Origin of the sequence: Prevotella sp. AM23-5 (assembly GCF_003473645.1) — a bacterium.
Classification (GTDB): Bacteria; Bacteroidota; Bacteroidia; order Bacteroidales; family Bacteroidaceae; genus Prevotella; species Prevotella copri_A.
In genome coordinates, this window is the sequence record NZ_QUCG01000012.1 from 57,169 (window position 1) to 73,296 (window position 16,128).

At 45.0% G+C, this 16,128-nt stretch carries 11 protein-coding genes and 1 pseudogene; 2 read left to right on the plus strand and 10 right to left on the minus strand.

The features are described from left to right. The first annotated feature begins 167 nt into the window (after nt 1-167). Together DW657_RS04895 and DW657_RS04900 are read left to right on the plus strand one after the other, a co-directional pair. Nucleotides 168-2,285, plus strand: a complete 2,118-nt coding sequence (locus DW657_RS04895; protein ID WP_118311612.1) for an HD family phosphohydrolase — start codon at nt 168-170, stop codon at nt 2,283-2,285. A gap of 193 nt (nt 2,286-2,478) precedes the next feature. Then, a complete protein-coding gene (locus DW657_RS04900; protein ID WP_118311613.1) occupies nt 2,479-4,032 on the plus strand; it encodes an OmpP1/FadL family transporter in 1,554 nt (517 codons plus the stop codon). An 83-nt stretch (nt 4,033-4,115) separates the two neighbouring features. Here the strand turns inward: DW657_RS04900 and priA are convergent, their stop codons facing one another. The 10 genes and pseudogenes from priA to DW657_RS04950 form a co-directional block, all read right to left on the minus strand. Further along, nucleotides 4,116-6,389, minus strand: coding sequence for a primosomal protein N' (gene priA, locus DW657_RS04905; protein WP_118311614.1), 2,274 nt, complete (start codon nt 6,387-6,389; stop codon nt 4,116-4,118). 172 nt (nt 6,390-6,561) lie between these two features. Further along, the gene (locus DW657_RS04910; protein ID WP_118311615.1) at nt 6,562-7,197 is read right to left on the minus strand and encodes a porin family protein; all 636 of its coding nucleotides are present in this window, start codon (nt 7,195-7,197) and stop codon (nt 6,562-6,564) included. Between the two features lie 96 nt (nt 7,198-7,293). Next, complete coding sequence (gldN, locus tag DW657_RS04915) at nt 7,294-8,358, minus strand: gliding motility protein GldN (RefSeq protein ID WP_118311616.1); 1,065 nt, start codon at nt 8,356-8,358, stop codon at nt 7,294-7,296. 32 nt (nt 8,359-8,390) lie between these two features. Then, a pseudogene (gene gldM / locus DW657_RS04920) lies at nt 8,391-9,287 on the minus strand (gliding motility protein GldM); the annotation flags it as partial. A gap of 189 nt (nt 9,288-9,476) precedes the next feature. Further along, nucleotides 9,477-10,202, minus strand: a complete 726-nt coding sequence (gene gldL, locus DW657_RS04925; protein ID WP_118311618.1) for a gliding motility protein GldL — start codon at nt 10,200-10,202, stop codon at nt 9,477-9,479. A gap of 5 nt (nt 10,203-10,207) precedes the next feature. After that, the gene (locus DW657_RS04930) at nt 10,208-11,668 is read right to left on the minus strand and encodes an SUMF1/EgtB/PvdO family nonheme iron enzyme (protein WP_118311625.1); all 1,461 of its coding nucleotides are present in this window, start codon (nt 11,666-11,668) and stop codon (nt 10,208-10,210) included. A gap of 27 nt (nt 11,669-11,695) precedes the next feature. Then, a complete protein-coding gene (locus DW657_RS04935) occupies nt 11,696-12,631 on the minus strand; it encodes a type IX secretion system membrane protein PorP/SprF (protein ID WP_233546610.1) in 936 nt (311 codons plus the stop codon). A 244-nt stretch (nt 12,632-12,875) separates the two neighbouring features. Next, entirely contained in the window at nt 12,876-13,892 is a 1,017-nt protein-coding gene (locus tag DW657_RS04940; protein ID WP_118311620.1) for a nucleotidyl transferase AbiEii/AbiGii toxin family protein, read from the minus strand. Then, on the minus strand, nt 13,861-14,490 hold the full coding sequence (locus tag DW657_RS04945; protein WP_089543958.1) for a DUF6088 family protein: 630 nt from the start codon (nt 14,488-14,490) through the stop codon (nt 13,861-13,863). The genes DW657_RS04940 and DW657_RS04945 overlap by 32 nt, the downstream gene beginning before the upstream one ends. 594 nt (nt 14,491-15,084) lie before the next feature. Then, nucleotides 15,085-16,128: IS1380 family transposase (locus DW657_RS04950; protein WP_118311621.1), on the minus strand; the 1,044-nt coding region annotated here is incomplete at its 5' end.

Genomic DNA, 16,128 nt, shown 5'->3' on the forward strand with positions numbered 1-16,128 from the left:
ATTTTTCTGCAAATTTACAGTTTTTTTTGCGATTATAATAGTTTTTTTTCGTATTTTCGCACTGTAAAAAGGAATTAATGGGAGAAATGCTGATTTTTTGCTCAATATTTGGGAAAATGAGCAGTTTTTTAGCCCAAAAACGTCACAAACCATAAAGCGTAACAAACATGAGTATATTCAACAATCTCGAGGAGAATTATTGGCGCAACCTGATCACCAAGACCATTCTCGTTATCTTTACAGTTGCCATCATTGTCTGGTTTTTGCCACGCAATGAGGGCAGACAGTTCCGTTACGATGTGGGAAAACCTTGGATGTACGGTTCAGTGATTGCCACCTTCGACTTCCCGATCTACAAGACCGATGAAGCCATCAAGCACGAGCAGGATTCGCTGCTGCGGCAGTTCCAGCCGTATTACACCGTGAACACCAATGTCGGCAATGAACAGATCAAGCGCTTCCTCCACGATTTCAACCAGGGAATCCCTGGACTTCCGAAGGAATACGTGGAACTCATAGCCAACCAGCTGAAGCAGGTTTATCAGACGGGCATTGTCAGCACGCCTGAATACAACCGTATCTACAAGGACTCTACCAGTATGATACGCATCATCAGCGGCAAGAATGCCAAGAGCTTTCCTATCGGTAACTTCTACTCTACCATTGCCGCCTATGAGCACATCTTCTTTGATGAGAAGATATCGGCACAGCGGCAGATTCTCTCCCGCTGCAATCTCAACGACTATGTGGAACCCAACCTTATATATGATAAGGAACGCTCGGAGGCAGAACGAACTGACCTGCTGAGCAGCATACCGCTGGCCAGCGGTATGGTGATGAGTGGACAGAAAATCATCGACCGAGGCGAAGTAATCAATGATTATACTTACCGAGTGCTTACCTCTTTCGACAAGGAGACGAAGCGCCGAAGTTCTACAGAGGACGAACTTACCACTACCATCATCGGCCAGGCACTCTTCGTACTGATTCTCGTGATGATGTTTACCTTCTATCTCACGCTCTTCCGCAAAGACTACTTCGACAAGCCACGCAGCATCACCATGCTCTATGCGATGATCACGCTGTTCCCAATCTTTGTGTCACTCATCATGAAGCACAATTTCTTCAGCGTATATATCATCCCATTTGCCATGGCACCTATCTTTGTGCGCGTCTTTATGGATTCACGAACGGCTTTCATCACGCATGCCACGATGATTCTCATCTGTGCGGCAGCTGTGAAATACCAATATGAATTCATCATCGTGCAGCTGGTTTCCGGCTTGGTTACGATTTACAGTCTGCGCGAATTATCCAAGCGCTCGCAGATATTCTTCACTGCCCTCCTGGTTTCCATCAGTACTACCGTGGTATATGTAGCCCTCCAACTGATGCAAGACAATCAGGTGTTCAATATCGACCGCAGCATGTACACCTATTCCACCATCAATGGAATCTTCCTGCTGCTCGCCTATCCACTGATGTACATCATCGAAAAGACGTTTGGTTTCACCTCTAATGTCACACTCTTCGAGTTGTCCAACACCAACAAGGGTTTGTTGCGCAACCTGAGTGAAATAGCACCTGGCACCTTCCAGCACTCCATCACCGTAGGTAATCTGGCTGCGGAGATAGCCAACCGTATCGAGGCAAACAGTCTGCTGGTACGTACCGGAGCACTCTATCATGATATCGGCAAGATGACCAACCCGGTATTCTTTACGGAGAACCAGGCAGGAGTGAATCCACACGACCAGCTGAGTGATCTGGAAAGTGCCCAGATCATCATCAGTCACGTAACAGAAGGACTGAAGATGGCAGAAAAGGTAGGTTTGCCGGGTATTATCAAGGACTTCATCACTACTCACCACGGCACGGGTATTGCCAAATTCTTCTATGTAAACTATTGCAATGCCCATCCTACGGAAATAGTAGATAAGTCACTGTTCCAATATCCGGGACCCAATCCGTTTACCCGAGAGCAGGCCATCCTGATGATGGCGGATACAGTAGAAGCAGCTTCCCGTTCACTGAATGAATATACGGAAGAAAGTATCAGTAATCTGGTAAACAAGCTCATCGATGGACAGGTGGCAGATGGATTCTTCAAGGAATGCCCGATTACCTTCCGTGACATTGCACTTGCCAAGCTGGTGCTTATCGATCGTCTGAAGGCGATTTATCATACCCGCATCTCCTATCCTCACATGAATGTGAAGGAGAATCAAAGCATGAAAAAGGAGGAAGAAGCTCCTCAAGCTGAAACCGACACTCAAAAGCCTTAAAAACAGCTCACTTTTCAAGGTTTCTAAACTTACTATAAAAGCATTCAAATGGCCCAAGAAGCTGCACAGAACTTAAAGTCTGTGCAGATTCTTGGGCTATTTACGTTAATATACATTAAATCTTATCCAGACATTAAGGCAAAATAGAACATTATAGTTACCTTTGCGGACGTTTTTATTTAATATTATTAAGATGAAGAAACTAAAATTAGTTAGTTTAGCCATTGCGATGGCCTGTGCAACGCCTTCTTTGGCAGGTGGTTTGCTCACTAACACCAATCAGCACGTTGCATTCAACAGAATGATGAGCCGTGAGGCTTCAATTGGTATCGACGGCGTTTACTACAATCCAGCCGGCGTTGTATTCATGGGTGAAGGAAAGCATCTTGCCATCAACTGGCAGTTGGCTTACCAGACACGTAGCATTGAAAATGATTATCCATTGTTCACTAACAATGTGAACAATCCTACTACTCCACGCGAGTTCAAGGGTAAGGCGTTTGCACCTGTTATCCCTTCTTTCCAGTATGCTTATAATAAAGGCAGATGGTCACTCCAGGCTGGTTTCGCCCTCACTGGTGGCGGTGGAAAGTGTACTTTCGACGATGGACTGGGCTCTTTCGAGAAGATTGTAGCTGAGACAGCTTTGGCAGCTTGCCAGTTGGCTGGTGCTGTAGACCAGGTTGCAGCACAGTATGGTGTACCAGCTGTTTTCACTAGCGACAAGAGTTTCGGTAAGGAAGGCAAGTATAGCTACAACAGTTATATGCACGGTCGCCAGTACTACTATGGTCTCTCTCTGGGTGCCGCTTATAAGTTCAGCGACAACTTCAGTGCATTCGCAGGCGTACGTGGTGTCTATGCTTCTACCAACTATTATGGATATGTAGAGAACATCAAGGTTGGCGCAATGCCTCTCTATATGGTACTCGACCCTACCAAGGAAACAGCAGCTAACATCGAGTTGAGCTGTGACCAGAGCGGTGTGGGCTTCACTCCTATCATCGGCGTGGATTTCAAGACTGGCAAGTGGAACTTCGCTGCCAAGTATGAGTTCAAGACTCGTATCCGCCTGAAGAACAAGTCTGTAAACCAGGTTCCAAGTATCGGTAACCTTCCAGACAACCTCCGCAATGCTTACATTGCTAATGGCGTACCAGAGGCTGCTGCAAATGCCATCATCGGCAACCCAGTTATTCAGGGAGCTATGGGACAGTTGAAGACTCAGTTCGATGCTAAGCTCGAAGAGGCTATCGGTGAATACGCAGATGGCAAGAAGATTGCAGGCGATATTCCTGCTTACCTGGCACTCGGTGTAGGTTACAGCCCTGTAAATGCAGTACGTGTAAACGTAGGTTTCCACTGGTTTGATGACAAGCACGCTACATCATACAACAATCGTCAGGAGAAGTTGGACCGCGGTACCTTGGAGTACAACGCAGGTGTTGAGGTGGATGTCAACAAGAAAATTACCTTGAGTACAGGTTGGCAGAACACTAACTATGGCTTGAGCGATGAGTATATGGACGACAAGTCTTTCGTTGTTGGTTCTAACTCTGCAGCCGTCGGTGGTGTTTATCACATCAACAAGAAGATGGATCTGAACGTGGCTTACTTCCACACCTTCTATCAGCACAAGAAGACTTCAGAGAAAGTTCAGCTCACAGAACAGAAGAGCATCAACTATAGTTCAGACTACACACGTAACAACAATGTGTTTGCCGTTGGTCTTGACATCAATTTCTAAAAAGAATTCACATTCTTTTCAAAAGAAAATACATAACTACAATTATAAAGGCTATCCCGCATCATGCAGGATAGCCTTTTCCATTACATAGGATCCACATCATAATATATCTGCAAAGCTCCATACCTCGGATCTTTCGCCATCATCTGCTGGGCATACTTCAGATATTCGCGCACCTTCTTCTGGTCGATACCATTCTCCAGTTTGATGACAATCTTGCGGATATTCATTGTCTTTACACGTGCTACAGCCGGCTTATCCGGTCCGAGTACGCGTTCACCAAACCATCCTCTCAGCGTCTTGCCCAATTCCAGACTAGCCTGCTGGCAGATCTTTTCGTGCTTGTGCTTCAGGAACACATTGATAAGATGGAAGAAAGGCGGATAATGAAACATTCTTCTCTCCTCCAGGATTCCCTTGAAAAGAGAATCATAGTCATTGTGTACTACCTGACTGATGATAGGCAGTGTCGGATTCTTGGTCTGCAGAATCACAAGTCCCCGTTTGCCCTTTCTTCCGGCTCTTCCACTCACCTGCGCCATCATCATGAAAGCATGCTCGTAAGCACGGAAATCAGGATAGTTGAGCATTGAATCAGCATTCAAGATACCTACTACACTCACTTTATCGAAATCCAAGCCCTTGGATATCATCTGCGTACCAATCAGAAGATTTGTCTTTCCCAAAGAGAAATCGGAGATCAGTCGCTCGTAGGCATTTCGGGTACGGGTTGTATCTAAGTCCATTCGGGCGATGCGGGCTTCGGGAAAGATTTCGGAAATCTGGTCTTCGATGCGCTCTGTTCCGATACCCCTGCCCATCAACTCAGTACTGCCACAGTTAGGACATTCTGTAGGAACCGGATAAGTATAACCGCAATAATGGCAGGTCAGGAGATTGATACTCTTATGCAGGGTAAGCGAAACATCACAGTTCTTGCATTTCGGCACCCATCCACATACCTTACATTCTATCATCGGTGCAAATCCCCTTCGGTTCTGGAAGAGGATAGCCTGCTCTCCATTCTTCAGGGCTTCTTTTACAGCCGCCAGGAGCACAGGCGAATAAACACCCGTCATCATCTTGCGATGGCGGAGGTCTTTCACATCCACCACCTGTATCTCAGGCAACTGGATATCCTTGTATCGGGTCTTCAGTTCTACCAATCCATACTTACCCTGCTGGGCATTGTAATAGCTTTCCATCGAAGGCGTAGCCGTTCCCAGAAGTACCTTTGCCTCCGGATACATGTTGGCAAGCACGATGGCTGCACTGCGGGCATGATAGCGTGGAGCCGGATCCTGCTGCTTGAAAGAGGTCTCGTGCTCTTCATCGATGATGACAAGTCCCAGTTTCTGGAAAGGCAGAAAGACTGCGCTTCTTGCTCCCAGGATCACATCATAGGGATGCCCGGAGAGTTGTTTCTGCCAGATTTCCACGCGCTCAGCATCACTATATTTAGAATGATAGATACCGAGCCGGTCGCCAAAGACTTTGTGCAGTCGCTCCATGATCTGAACCGTCAGGGCGATTTCGGGCAGCAGATAGAGCACCTGCCTGTGTTCCTCGATGGCTTTTCTGATAAGATGGATATAGATTTCCGTCTTTCCGCTGGAAGTTACACCATGCAGGAGCACTACGTTTTTCTTCAGCATCTGCATCAGTATCTGATTGTAAGCATCCTGCTGCGGCATAGACAAGGGCTTGATCTGGTCTAGATGCGATTCTCCAGCCGTATTCAATCTACCCACTTCCAACTCGTAGGTAAAGAGGATGCCTCTGTCGATGAGCGCCTTGACCACAGCCGCCGTGCATCTTGCCTCGTTCATCAGCTCTTCCTTCGTCACCTTCTTGATACCTTCTCTAGGCGTATCTCCCTCCAGACTATCCCAATGAGAAAGAGCCAGGAAGGTGGTCAAAGTCTTCGATTGCTTCAGGGCACGCTGCACCATATTGAGCGCCACGTGCAGAGCCTGTTCATTGCGATAACTGCTAGCCAACTCCACATAGAGTTCCATCTTGGGCTTGAATTTCTCTGTAGATTTCATTCCGGCAGGCATGGCTGCATTATATACATCGCCAAGAGGTGACATATAGTAATCGCTGATCCATTGCCAAAGGCGATATTGCTGGGGAAGAAGAGAGGGATAGGAATCAAGAACAGCCTCTATCGGCTTACAGTTGAAATCCGGCTTTTCGGAATGTACATCCGCTACCATGGCAATATATTTCTTGCTTTTTCCTAAGGGAACAAGCACGCGCATACCAGCCACGACTTTCTCTTCCATCCCTTCGGGGACAGAATAAGTAAAGGTGCCGTCGAGCGGAAGAGGCAATATCACATCTACATATCTCATTGTTTCTATCTTCTAATTCTTCAGAATGTTTATCGTATGAAACAGCTACCCAACTATTCTTTCCAAACATTCGTTCTGCAAAGATAGCAAAAAAAAAGCAGATACCCATCATCAGGTACCTGCTTTTATATATTTTAATGTATCTACTCGGAGAGATACAGGCTACAGTAGTTTAGAACCAGTAGCCGAGTGCAATCTGCCAAGAGTTGTTATGGCTCTTGTCCTTTCCTGCATTTGTAACTGCATCAAGGGCCTTAGAGAAGCTAGCATCAGCCGACTTACCGCAAGCGATATTGTAGTTGGCTGATATCTGAAGATGGTTCAGCAAGGTTACACCAGCACCTACGTTTACGCTGAAGTTTGACTTCTTCAAAGAATAGCTGCTTGTCTCATTCCATGTAAAGTTCTTGCCACCTACGTTGATACCCCACTGTGGACCAGCAAAGAGGAAAATGTTAGCCAGGCTGCTCAAGCCAAAACCATAACGTACGTTGACAGGAATATTGATAGACTGCTGCTTCACGTTCGCCTGACCGAAGTCACCATTAGTACCTACATACTTAACGTCAGCCTCTTTCTGGTCGTACAAAGCTGCAGCATCGAAGCTCAAGCCTACGATAGGCACAGTAACCTTTACCATAGGACCAACAAAGAAACCAGTCTTGTTGGAAGCATCAAATACATCCTCGCTGAAAGACATGCTTGTCACGTTCAAACCACCCTTTAAACCGAACTTAACCTGAGCGTTTGCGCTAGTAGCATACATCATAGCAGCTACCATGAATACAAGTGATAAAATCTTCTTCATTTTCTTACCTTTTTTAATTGTTACTAATTAAATATGTTCACACTATATGTTGAAAACAACATCTCTTTTACTTAATGGCGTTCTCTCCTCAACATCTTAATGGCGCTCTCTTCTCACCGTGACTCTAGCCGAACCGCTGGCAGAAGAGGTTCTGTTTTTAGCCTGCTTTGACTTGACACGGGAAACCTTGCCGGTGTTGGCAGATGCGCCACGCAATCCTGTGCTTCGGCGATTCTTCCTTACACTTCCCTTTACATCCTTTGCTGCATGGGCAATGCTGTCCAGTGAATCCTTTCTAGCCTGATTACCCCAGATATTCTTCTCAAAGGCAACCAGTTCAGCCTCAATGTGTTTCTGCTCCTTTGCCATGGCAGGATCCGTGGTACAGTATTGAGAAAGGGTTTGTCCCAACAGATTGTTGGTCTTGTAAATCTTACCCTTATATTGATTTCTGGCAAAGTAATCATCAATGCTCATCACCACGGCATTGTTCAGATTGCTAGTCATCACCTGCTGGCGGGTAAGATAAGGAGCCAGATCATCATATTTCACCCAAAAGAGGGGATACCTGGTTCCACCATCTCCAAAATCATCCTCACGGGTCATGATAGGGCAAAGCGCCAACACCTTGGTATGGAAGGTAGCAGAACGCTGGTCGAAGAAACTGCTCTCCTTGATATAATACGATTTCACCTCACGCGAAGGGATATCGCTGTTGTCTAACTTGATTCTACCATTTGCCTGCTTCTCGTAGTAGATATGATAGTTGTCCAGGAAAGACTTCGGATCCACCCGGTCGGCAGCGGTAAAACTTTCATTACCATCCATTCGGTATTGGAATACGGTAATCTTTCCCGTCATCATCAACCTGAAGATGGTGGTAAAGAGATTCATCTGATTTCCCTTCGGCTCTACAGGATAATAGAGCGCAGCATTGGCTTCATTGTTGAGATCCAGTTCACGGTAGATATCTCTTCTCCAAACCACGTCCTCATCCATCGGGAGAGCAGTAGGAAAGGAGATCTGCGCACGCAGGGTTGGAGTATCGCCATTCTGCTGCGCTGCTTTCTTCTGTGCTGCCGCCTGCCTGCGGGCCTCAGGTTGTGCCCAGATGCCCTGCACCATTCCCAAGAGCAGGAACAAGAACAATATCTTTTTCATTGACTTTGATTTTTAAATTTGAAACTCCGTTATTACTTTACGATAACTTCCATTGCCGAAGGCAGGGTTCGCATGATGCCGTCGGGACCTACAGCTCTGATATGAGAGATGTAGAAACGACGGTTGCGATACAGCTTTCTGAACTCCTCACGCTGTCTGGCCGAGAAACTGGCTCCAGCAGAAGCCAGCGGAATGGCATTACCCATATTGTCGAAGAAGACGGTTTCGAAACCGACGACCTTGAAAGGAATATCCAGAAGTCCATCGTCGATGGCTGCATGAATGCCCGTGGCACCCATCAGATTGGCCTTTGCCAAACCACCACCTCTGAATCTGTCTGTTCCCATTGCGATATAAGCGGTAGGATCTGGCAATTTTCTGACATGGAAAACAAAAGGCGGCAGCGAGCGAACCTGTCCCTTATCTCTTGCCGTTACATGAATGGTAACATCCTTGCCAACGGTAGATGGAGTCGCCACGAAATGACCGTTGCCTTTTGATACGAACGAGCCACCACTCATAGAGGCAGAGATGGCATTAGCCGGAACACCCGGCACACTGATACTGATAGGATTGGCATAACCTGCATAAAGCACATTCATCAGGTCAGCTGCCACGGTAGCAGAATTCGGAACAGGCAATACGGTATATTTCTGACTGAAGTTACGACGGATTTCCTCACCCTCCTTGCCTTTCATCAGAATATAGCCATTAAACTGATGTTCTCCTACCCCACCAGCCGTAAAGCTATATCTACCATCAGCAGCCTGAAGCCGACTGCCATTGACATAGATTTCAGGGCGCTGGGTACTGTCTATAGCCGCCATCACCACCTGTGAGTTGAATCGCTCACCCGCATAAAGGGTCGTCTTTTCAGGAATCACGAAGGCATTCATCTCACTCACATTCAGTTCCACGAGTTTCACATCCTTCTTCTTCTCATCGCCCTTCCGCGGTTCATCCTGCAAGCTTCTCTTCACCTTCTCCACCAACGACTTTCCCTTGACACCGAGTTCCTCTTCAGTAGGAGTATTCAGTGCCAACATAGCCATCAAGACGACATACATCAGATTGATCATCTTCTGGCGTGGTGAAATCGGTCTTTTCTTTATTGCCATTTATTTTTCTTTTAAGTTTGCGGTCATCGCTGCAATCATACGTGCATAAATGCTGTTCAATTGCTCTATCTGCTGAGCCATCTTCCGGGTCTGTTCATTGATCTGGTCGATGGTACCAATCTGCTGACTGGCACTTTTCAACTGCATCTCATAAACCTTGGTAATACCGGTAAGCGTGCGGTTCAGGTTTTCCATCTCCTCACTGTCACGAGTCAGACGGGAGCTCTGTTCATTAACCTTGCCAAGGGTATCTACCAGATTTTTCAGTTCATCCACATAGCTGCTCTGCACTTTCTGCATTTCCTCAGAAGCTACCTGCATTTCTGCCAAGGCATCCGGCTGAACTATTGAGGAAGCCTGGTTGGCAACACCAGCAATTGGAGAAGAAGATGCTCCTATGGTAGAAGCAGCCACATTCTTGTCCTGGTATTCTACCTTACCCGTCTCCAGATATTCCTCCGTCACATGAGTAGGAAGCTCTCTGCCATCAGCTGTCTTATCGAAAGGACGGTCGAAAGCAGACAGGAAGAACACGATAATCTCAGTGCCCATTCCCAGGAAGATCATCAGTTTGGCTCCGGGAAGATGCGTCAACGTGAAGAGAGTACCTGCAATAACGATACTCGCACCCCAACTATATGCATAGTTCAGGAAAGTCTGTCCCGGAACACTATCCATCCACTTCTGCAGACGATAGACAATATTATATTTACTATAGTCACCCATTTTGATTATCTCCTATTCTTATTTCTTGATGGTTTCTGCTTGGCACTCGATGTAGTAGCCAGACTTCTTACGCAACGGAATCCGATATATGAGCGTGGCTGGTTCTGGTATTCCCAAGAGCGCCATGCCGAGCGGATAAAAGATTCCGGGTCTTTCCAGGAACCACCTCTTACACTCTTTTTCTTCAACCGGTAAGGATCTTCCTTGGCTGCATTGTATTTCAGGTCAGGATTCAGATCATTCATCGCATCCACTCCTGCCTCGGTATAAACGGTACTGGTCCATTCAGCCACATTACCAGCCATATCATAGAGCCCGTTCGAGTTGGGTGAATAAATACCCACCTTACTCGTTATCAGGTTACCATCCTTGGTATAGTTACCCCTATCTGGCTTGAAGTTGGCATAGAAACATCCATCTCCATTCTTTACGTCAGCATTGTCCCAAGGGAACTCACTCTGATTCTTTCCTCTGGCAGCAAACTCCCATTCTGCCTCTGTTGGCAAACGGTAACGCTGCACGAATCTTGCCTCCGGTCCCAAACCTTTCAGAAGGTAGTCGGTACGCCAGGCACAGAAGGCATTCGCCTGCTCCCAGGTGACACCCACAACAGGATAATCGTTGTAGGCAGGATTACTGAAATAGCTTCTCAGATAAGTTTCATTATCCGAGTTACGGAAATCATTCACCCAGCAAGTGGTATCCGGATAGATATTCACGATATAAGTATTGAGGAAATCCCACGGACCGCTCAACGGGCGGTTGATGGTCTCTCTCACCACTCTGCCCTCATCATCATAATAAGCGGTATCCTTCGAAATCATCACCACCTCATCAGGATTTATCTGGATATCTGTATTCAGACTGCGCTCCTGCGGATTGATTCGGTTACGGCGAAGGGCAGCTGCAGTGTAATCATAGATTTCATACTTATAGTTGAGCTGGCGCCAATCAATCAGCTTCTCACCGGTCACCGGATTCACATTGTAGAGACTTTCTATCGCACGAAGTTCATCCTCATTCGGCTTTCTTGGCAAAGGCTTCTTCCAGTTAACCTGCGGAGGAACCGGGTCGCCATTCTTGTCTTCGGTAATCATATAGGTCTCATCACCGGCATAGGCAGGATCGGCAAGACGGGTACGAAGGATGGAATCGCGTACATAAGCAACAAACTGCTTGTACTCAGAGTTCGTAATCTCAGTATCATCCATCCAGAAACCATCTACGGAAACATCCTTACGGGGAGTCTTGGCACCCCATAGCGAATCCTGAGTCTCAAGCCCCATCTTCAGGAAACCACGGTTCACCTTTACCATTCCGTAAGGTGTAGGCTCCACGAACCCTCTTCCGCTTACGCCCACAACTTCTCCTCCTCTACCTGCCATGGAAGTAGATTTGGCACTAAAACAGCCACTCAGGGAGAGCAGTGCTACAAGTGAGCAGAAGAGCCCTAATATTTTCTTCATTTCAATATTCATATTCTTGATGATATACTATAGTATTCTAACACTTTGATGTTTGTTCTTTCCTTTTTTGGCAAGACTGATCTCAGTCTGGTATCCTATGAAGAGTTCATGGCTACCATTGCCCGCATTCAACTTCGAAGTATAGCACTCATAACTGTACCCAAGCATCACCCCATGAAAAGTACCTCCCAATAGAAAGGTCACAGAATGATCAGGACTGTAGGTGAGTCCACCATACAAATGCTTTCCCTCGTGCTGATAAACCAGCCGTCCGGTAACATCGCCTCGCCACGCCGTACCATCATACCTGACAAGAGCAGATGACTTTATAGATAAAAACGGATTTCTCAGTTGAATATTGTATCCACCAGTCAAATAATACGTTGCATCAATCTTAAATTCATTTGAATCACCCAGATTGATCTTAGGAGAAGTAAGATGCTGCCCTGAAAGTCCCACATACCAATTACGATGAATGAAATAGAGACCCATAGCAAAATCCATACCGCTTCCCTCTACATTTGTCGTAGCAAAAGCAGGGTCGCCCGATTCTCCAGCATCCACCTTGCTGCCATCAAAACTCTCACTCAGCATACCTCCCTGCAATCCGATGCTCATCTTTCCTCCCCATATCTTCTTTTTATAAGCATACTGCAGGCTAAGACGCTGGTGGGTAAAGAGACCTATCTGGTCATTCATCAGCGAAACACCCACACCCTGCTGATGATTGAAAAGCAGGAAAGGCATATCTGCTGCCAGATACATCGTACGGGGATTGTGTTCGAATCCTGCCATATCAAGAGCGTAAGCAGCCGTAACATTCAGTTTAGCCTGCTTACCCACTGCTGCAGGATTGAAGGATGACTCCATGTCGAAATAATGACTGAAGGATGGATCATACTGCGCTCTCGTACAGAGCACGCCTGCCAGCAAAAAACATAATATGATGATTCGTCTTAACACAATGTAATAACGTAAATTATCGCTGAATATTATATATAAGGTGATGATTGAGGAAACATCCGGGCAGATATGAGATGAAAAAGTAACAGAAAGAAGATGAAAAAGGCTGTTCTCCGTGTAGAGAACAGCCCTATCATCGACTTTTAATATTCGTCGTCATTCCAGAGGAATATTAGGGCTGAATACCAAGCACTTATTGTCTTCCAACTTTTATATTGAACATTTTATTAAGGAGTAAAAGTCGCTAAAAGGCTTTTCTAAACCTATCTTGCAACTCCTTGATTCGCTCTAAAAGTTTTTCGAAAGATAAAGTCTGACCATAGATAAAGTGGTTACACATCTCTGCATAATCACCCTCCCAATCCTTCATCAACTCTTGCCTAGGAACGAAATCAATCTCACTCGGCATCAACTTAGAATAATCTACATAACCTACAGCATAGTATATGGAACGATGCTTAACAATACGCTCATACAAGTCCATATCCTGCAGGGCTTGTTTGCCAAATTCTGTATCCATCAAGCGTTCGAGATCATAAAGATGTCTAGATATTCGGACATGACGAGGAGTCTGTTTCTGAAATTCCTCGCATAGCAGGAATGCATTCTCTAGGAATGTTCGAGTAGGCACAACTGTTCTGACCGTAGCTGTAGCCGCCGCATCTTCTCCAGGGAAAGTCTGCTCAATATATGATGAAATCAAACGGTCTTCCGTAGGTTCATTCATAGACAAGCAACTAATCTCTATCTTAACTCTTGGCGGAATATACTCTATCGTATGACCAAGCATAGACTCATAATGAACGAGAATGACAGATGGATCCTTATCACTTGCAACGGGACTTGCCTTACCATCCTCATCAATTTCCTCTACTACATTTTCTATATGGTATCCTTCCACACCAAGTTTCTTTAGATTTTCATCCAACTCTGCTGAAACTGTATCAAGAAAATACCTACGTGCCTTCTTGCGAAGTTTTTCACGCTGATTCTTTGTCGTCTTCTCTATACCGAAGAATTCATGGCTTACAGATAAGTCTATATCCTCACTGAATCTTTCTATCAAATTCCATCCTTTACTGAGACTTGTACCTCCCTTAAAGATAAGTTGATCTGCACATGAACATTTGAAAAGAGCGTTGAGCACCACAGTTACCCACCAGTCCTTTTCAATTGCAACCTGATTAATACGAAACTTCTCTTCCGCACGTTGCAACATTGCTATTCGTTCATCTATTGTGTGATTTAACCAAAGTGTCATAATGCTCGTTTTTATCTATAATATCAGTTATCAGCTTTCTCATCCATACTGGCATGAGAGTAAGATCTTGTACAAACAAGTCTTTATGTTCCTCTTCATTGACCAATTTTCTAATGGTAGAGAGTTCTTGATTACCTACATTCTTTTGTCCTAATGTTCTAAGAGCTTGTACAAGAAGCGCTGCCAACACTGTCTGAAAAGCAAAGTTCTTAGGAACACTTCTCTTCAACTCTATAGTCCGATTTCCAAGAGTCAAGACTCTTCCACTTCCCGATGTCAGATAAGTATATTTTGTAGGCACCTGTGTTGAGAGTCCAAGTTTGTTGAGCGCTGTAACTCCTGAAGGTTGTATTTGTACCTTATCTCGCTGGGCTATAGCCATCACCATTTCATCTATTGATGGATAGACTATCCCAAATCGGGTATTCTTAGGGCGAAGATAAACCCCATTAGCTAATCGAACTATATTTCCCTTTTTTTCTTCTACAGAAAGTGCACGACTTACCACCTTCTCATTATCATTGATGTCAGAGAAGTCTGAGATGAAGAGAATCTGCCCTTCACTTGTCTCGTATATACGGTTTGCTATTTCTGCCATATCGTTTTCTTTCTTTAATGGTGCAAAAATACAAAAAATCAGCGATATGTGTAACACCCCGCCGATTTAATTAACTTTTTTTATGTAGAAAACTTTGCAAATATTTTCCACAATCACTTATTTTTATTCACTCTTAGCTGTCTGTGGTACTCACGGCTCTTGCGTTGTAGTTCTTCCTTATGACTGGCATAATATCGACGTTGATACTCTTTTTTCGTGGCAGTTTTTCACTCTTTAAGAGACATACAGGCAAATTCTCCGAATGAATCTGGATACTGCTTGATTATTGCAGTAAAGACTGCGGACAAGACCTGCACGACAATGGAGTTTCCGGCTCGCCAATATAGAGAATAGTCAGAAGTCTTACGATGACGACCATTTATAAACATAAGTTTCGCTATTTGTTCTTTTGTGTAACCTTCTTTACCTCAAATCCGCAACCTATAGGGTTTAGTGGGATTTTGCTTGCAAAGCGACAAAATTCATTTTATTGTACATATTTCTTGCACAACAGAAATGTCGCAGACACAAAATCCCCTTACTCCATAAAGCGACTTGAGGTAATACGCTGGTTTAACCAGAAAAGCATGGTCTTTAACCAAAGTCTGTCTTGAACAGGTTGGCATAAGCATTGTTGTCTGAGTAAATGTTCAATACATGCCTACGTGATGTCTTAATCCATTTCGCAGGAACAGAGATGAACTTGAAAACAAAGGTCTTGATTCTGCTGGTGGCACGCAATCCAAATTCATGGGTTTTCAATCTCTGCATAATAGCTTTGTAGAAGTTTCTGATGAGAGCTGTCATAAGCAGGAATACAGTATTCTGTGCCATGAACGATTTTGGCAATCGATTCCAGCCAAAGCCATTGTTCATGTCATCGAAGATGCGTTCCTTGCCACCACGAAGATTGCAGAATTCCACGATGTCTCTTGCACTCGACTTGTAATCGTTAGCCAGTATACATCTGTAGGTATATTCGCCTTCCCAAATGTCAAGGTCTCCATCTATTCGCCTTTGTCTCTGTATGACAAGACGATACGGTTTTCCTTTCCATTTCTCAACAAGGATAGAATTCAACTCAAACTCAATACCGTTGATTTCAACAGTTTTCCATCCAGTTAAGGCAAACATAGAATCGTAGAAAGAAGAGCATCTGTTGGCACGAATATAAAAATGCCTGCAATGAGCCTCTACCATATCTACGATTTCCTCCGAACATGAGCCGCAATCCATGCGGGCACGAGAAATATATATTTCCGAAGCCTCCAATCGCTTGAAGATTCTTTCCAAAGTTTCTTTTTGGTTGAAGCGCACGTTTGTGTTGCCGTCTCTATTTTCAATACCAACAATCATGTCGTTAATGACAGCTACACCTGGACTATAGCCCAAGAACTTCTTGTAGGTTAGTTTTGCATCATACTTCTCTGTTTCAATGAACTGATGGTCAAAGTCAAAATCATACTCTTGACCGGATTTCAATTGACCAGTAGCAAGCAGGGCATTGACCAGTAAGCAGTTCATCTTGTCTGCAGTATTGAAATCATAGGATTTGCCAGAAGCAGACTTATAGGTGATGCTCTTAAAAGTCAGTTCTTCGATAGCACGTAATATGGTGTCTGCGCTGCAAGTGCGAAG

What these genes read in the sequence shown, in the direction of transcription:
- DW657_RS04895 (WP_118311612.1), top strand. Translation starts at nt 168, where the DNA reads ATGAGTATATTCAACAATCTCGAGGAGAATTATTGGCGCAACCTGATC.
- DW657_RS04900 (WP_118311613.1), top strand. Translation starts at nt 2,479, where the DNA reads ATGAAGAAACTAAAATTAGTTAGTTTAGCCATTGCGATGGCCTGTGCA.
- priA (WP_118311614.1), bottom strand. Translation starts at nt 6,389, where the DNA reads ATGAGATATGTAGATGTGATATTGCCTCTTCCGCTCGACGGCACCTTT.
- DW657_RS04910 (WP_118311615.1), bottom strand. Translation starts at nt 7,197, where the DNA reads ATGAAGAAGATTTTATCACTTGTATTCATGGTAGCTGCTATGATGTAT.
- gldN (WP_118311616.1), bottom strand. Translation starts at nt 8,358, where the DNA reads ATGAAAAAGATATTGTTCTTGTTCCTGCTCTTGGGAATGGTGCAGGGC.
- gldL (WP_118311618.1), bottom strand. Translation starts at nt 10,202, where the DNA reads ATGGGTGACTATAGTAAATATAATATTGTCTATCGTCTGCAGAAGTGG.
- DW657_RS04930 (WP_118311625.1), bottom strand. Translation starts at nt 11,668, where the DNA reads ATGAAGAAAATATTAGGGCTCTTCTGCTCACTTGTAGCACTGCTCTCC.
- DW657_RS04940 (WP_118311620.1), bottom strand. Translation starts at nt 13,892, where the DNA reads ATGACACTTTGGTTAAATCACACAATAGATGAACGAATAGCAATGTTG.
- DW657_RS04945 (WP_089543958.1), bottom strand. Translation starts at nt 14,490, where the DNA reads ATGGCAGAAATAGCAAACCGTATATACGAGACAAGTGAAGGGCAGATT.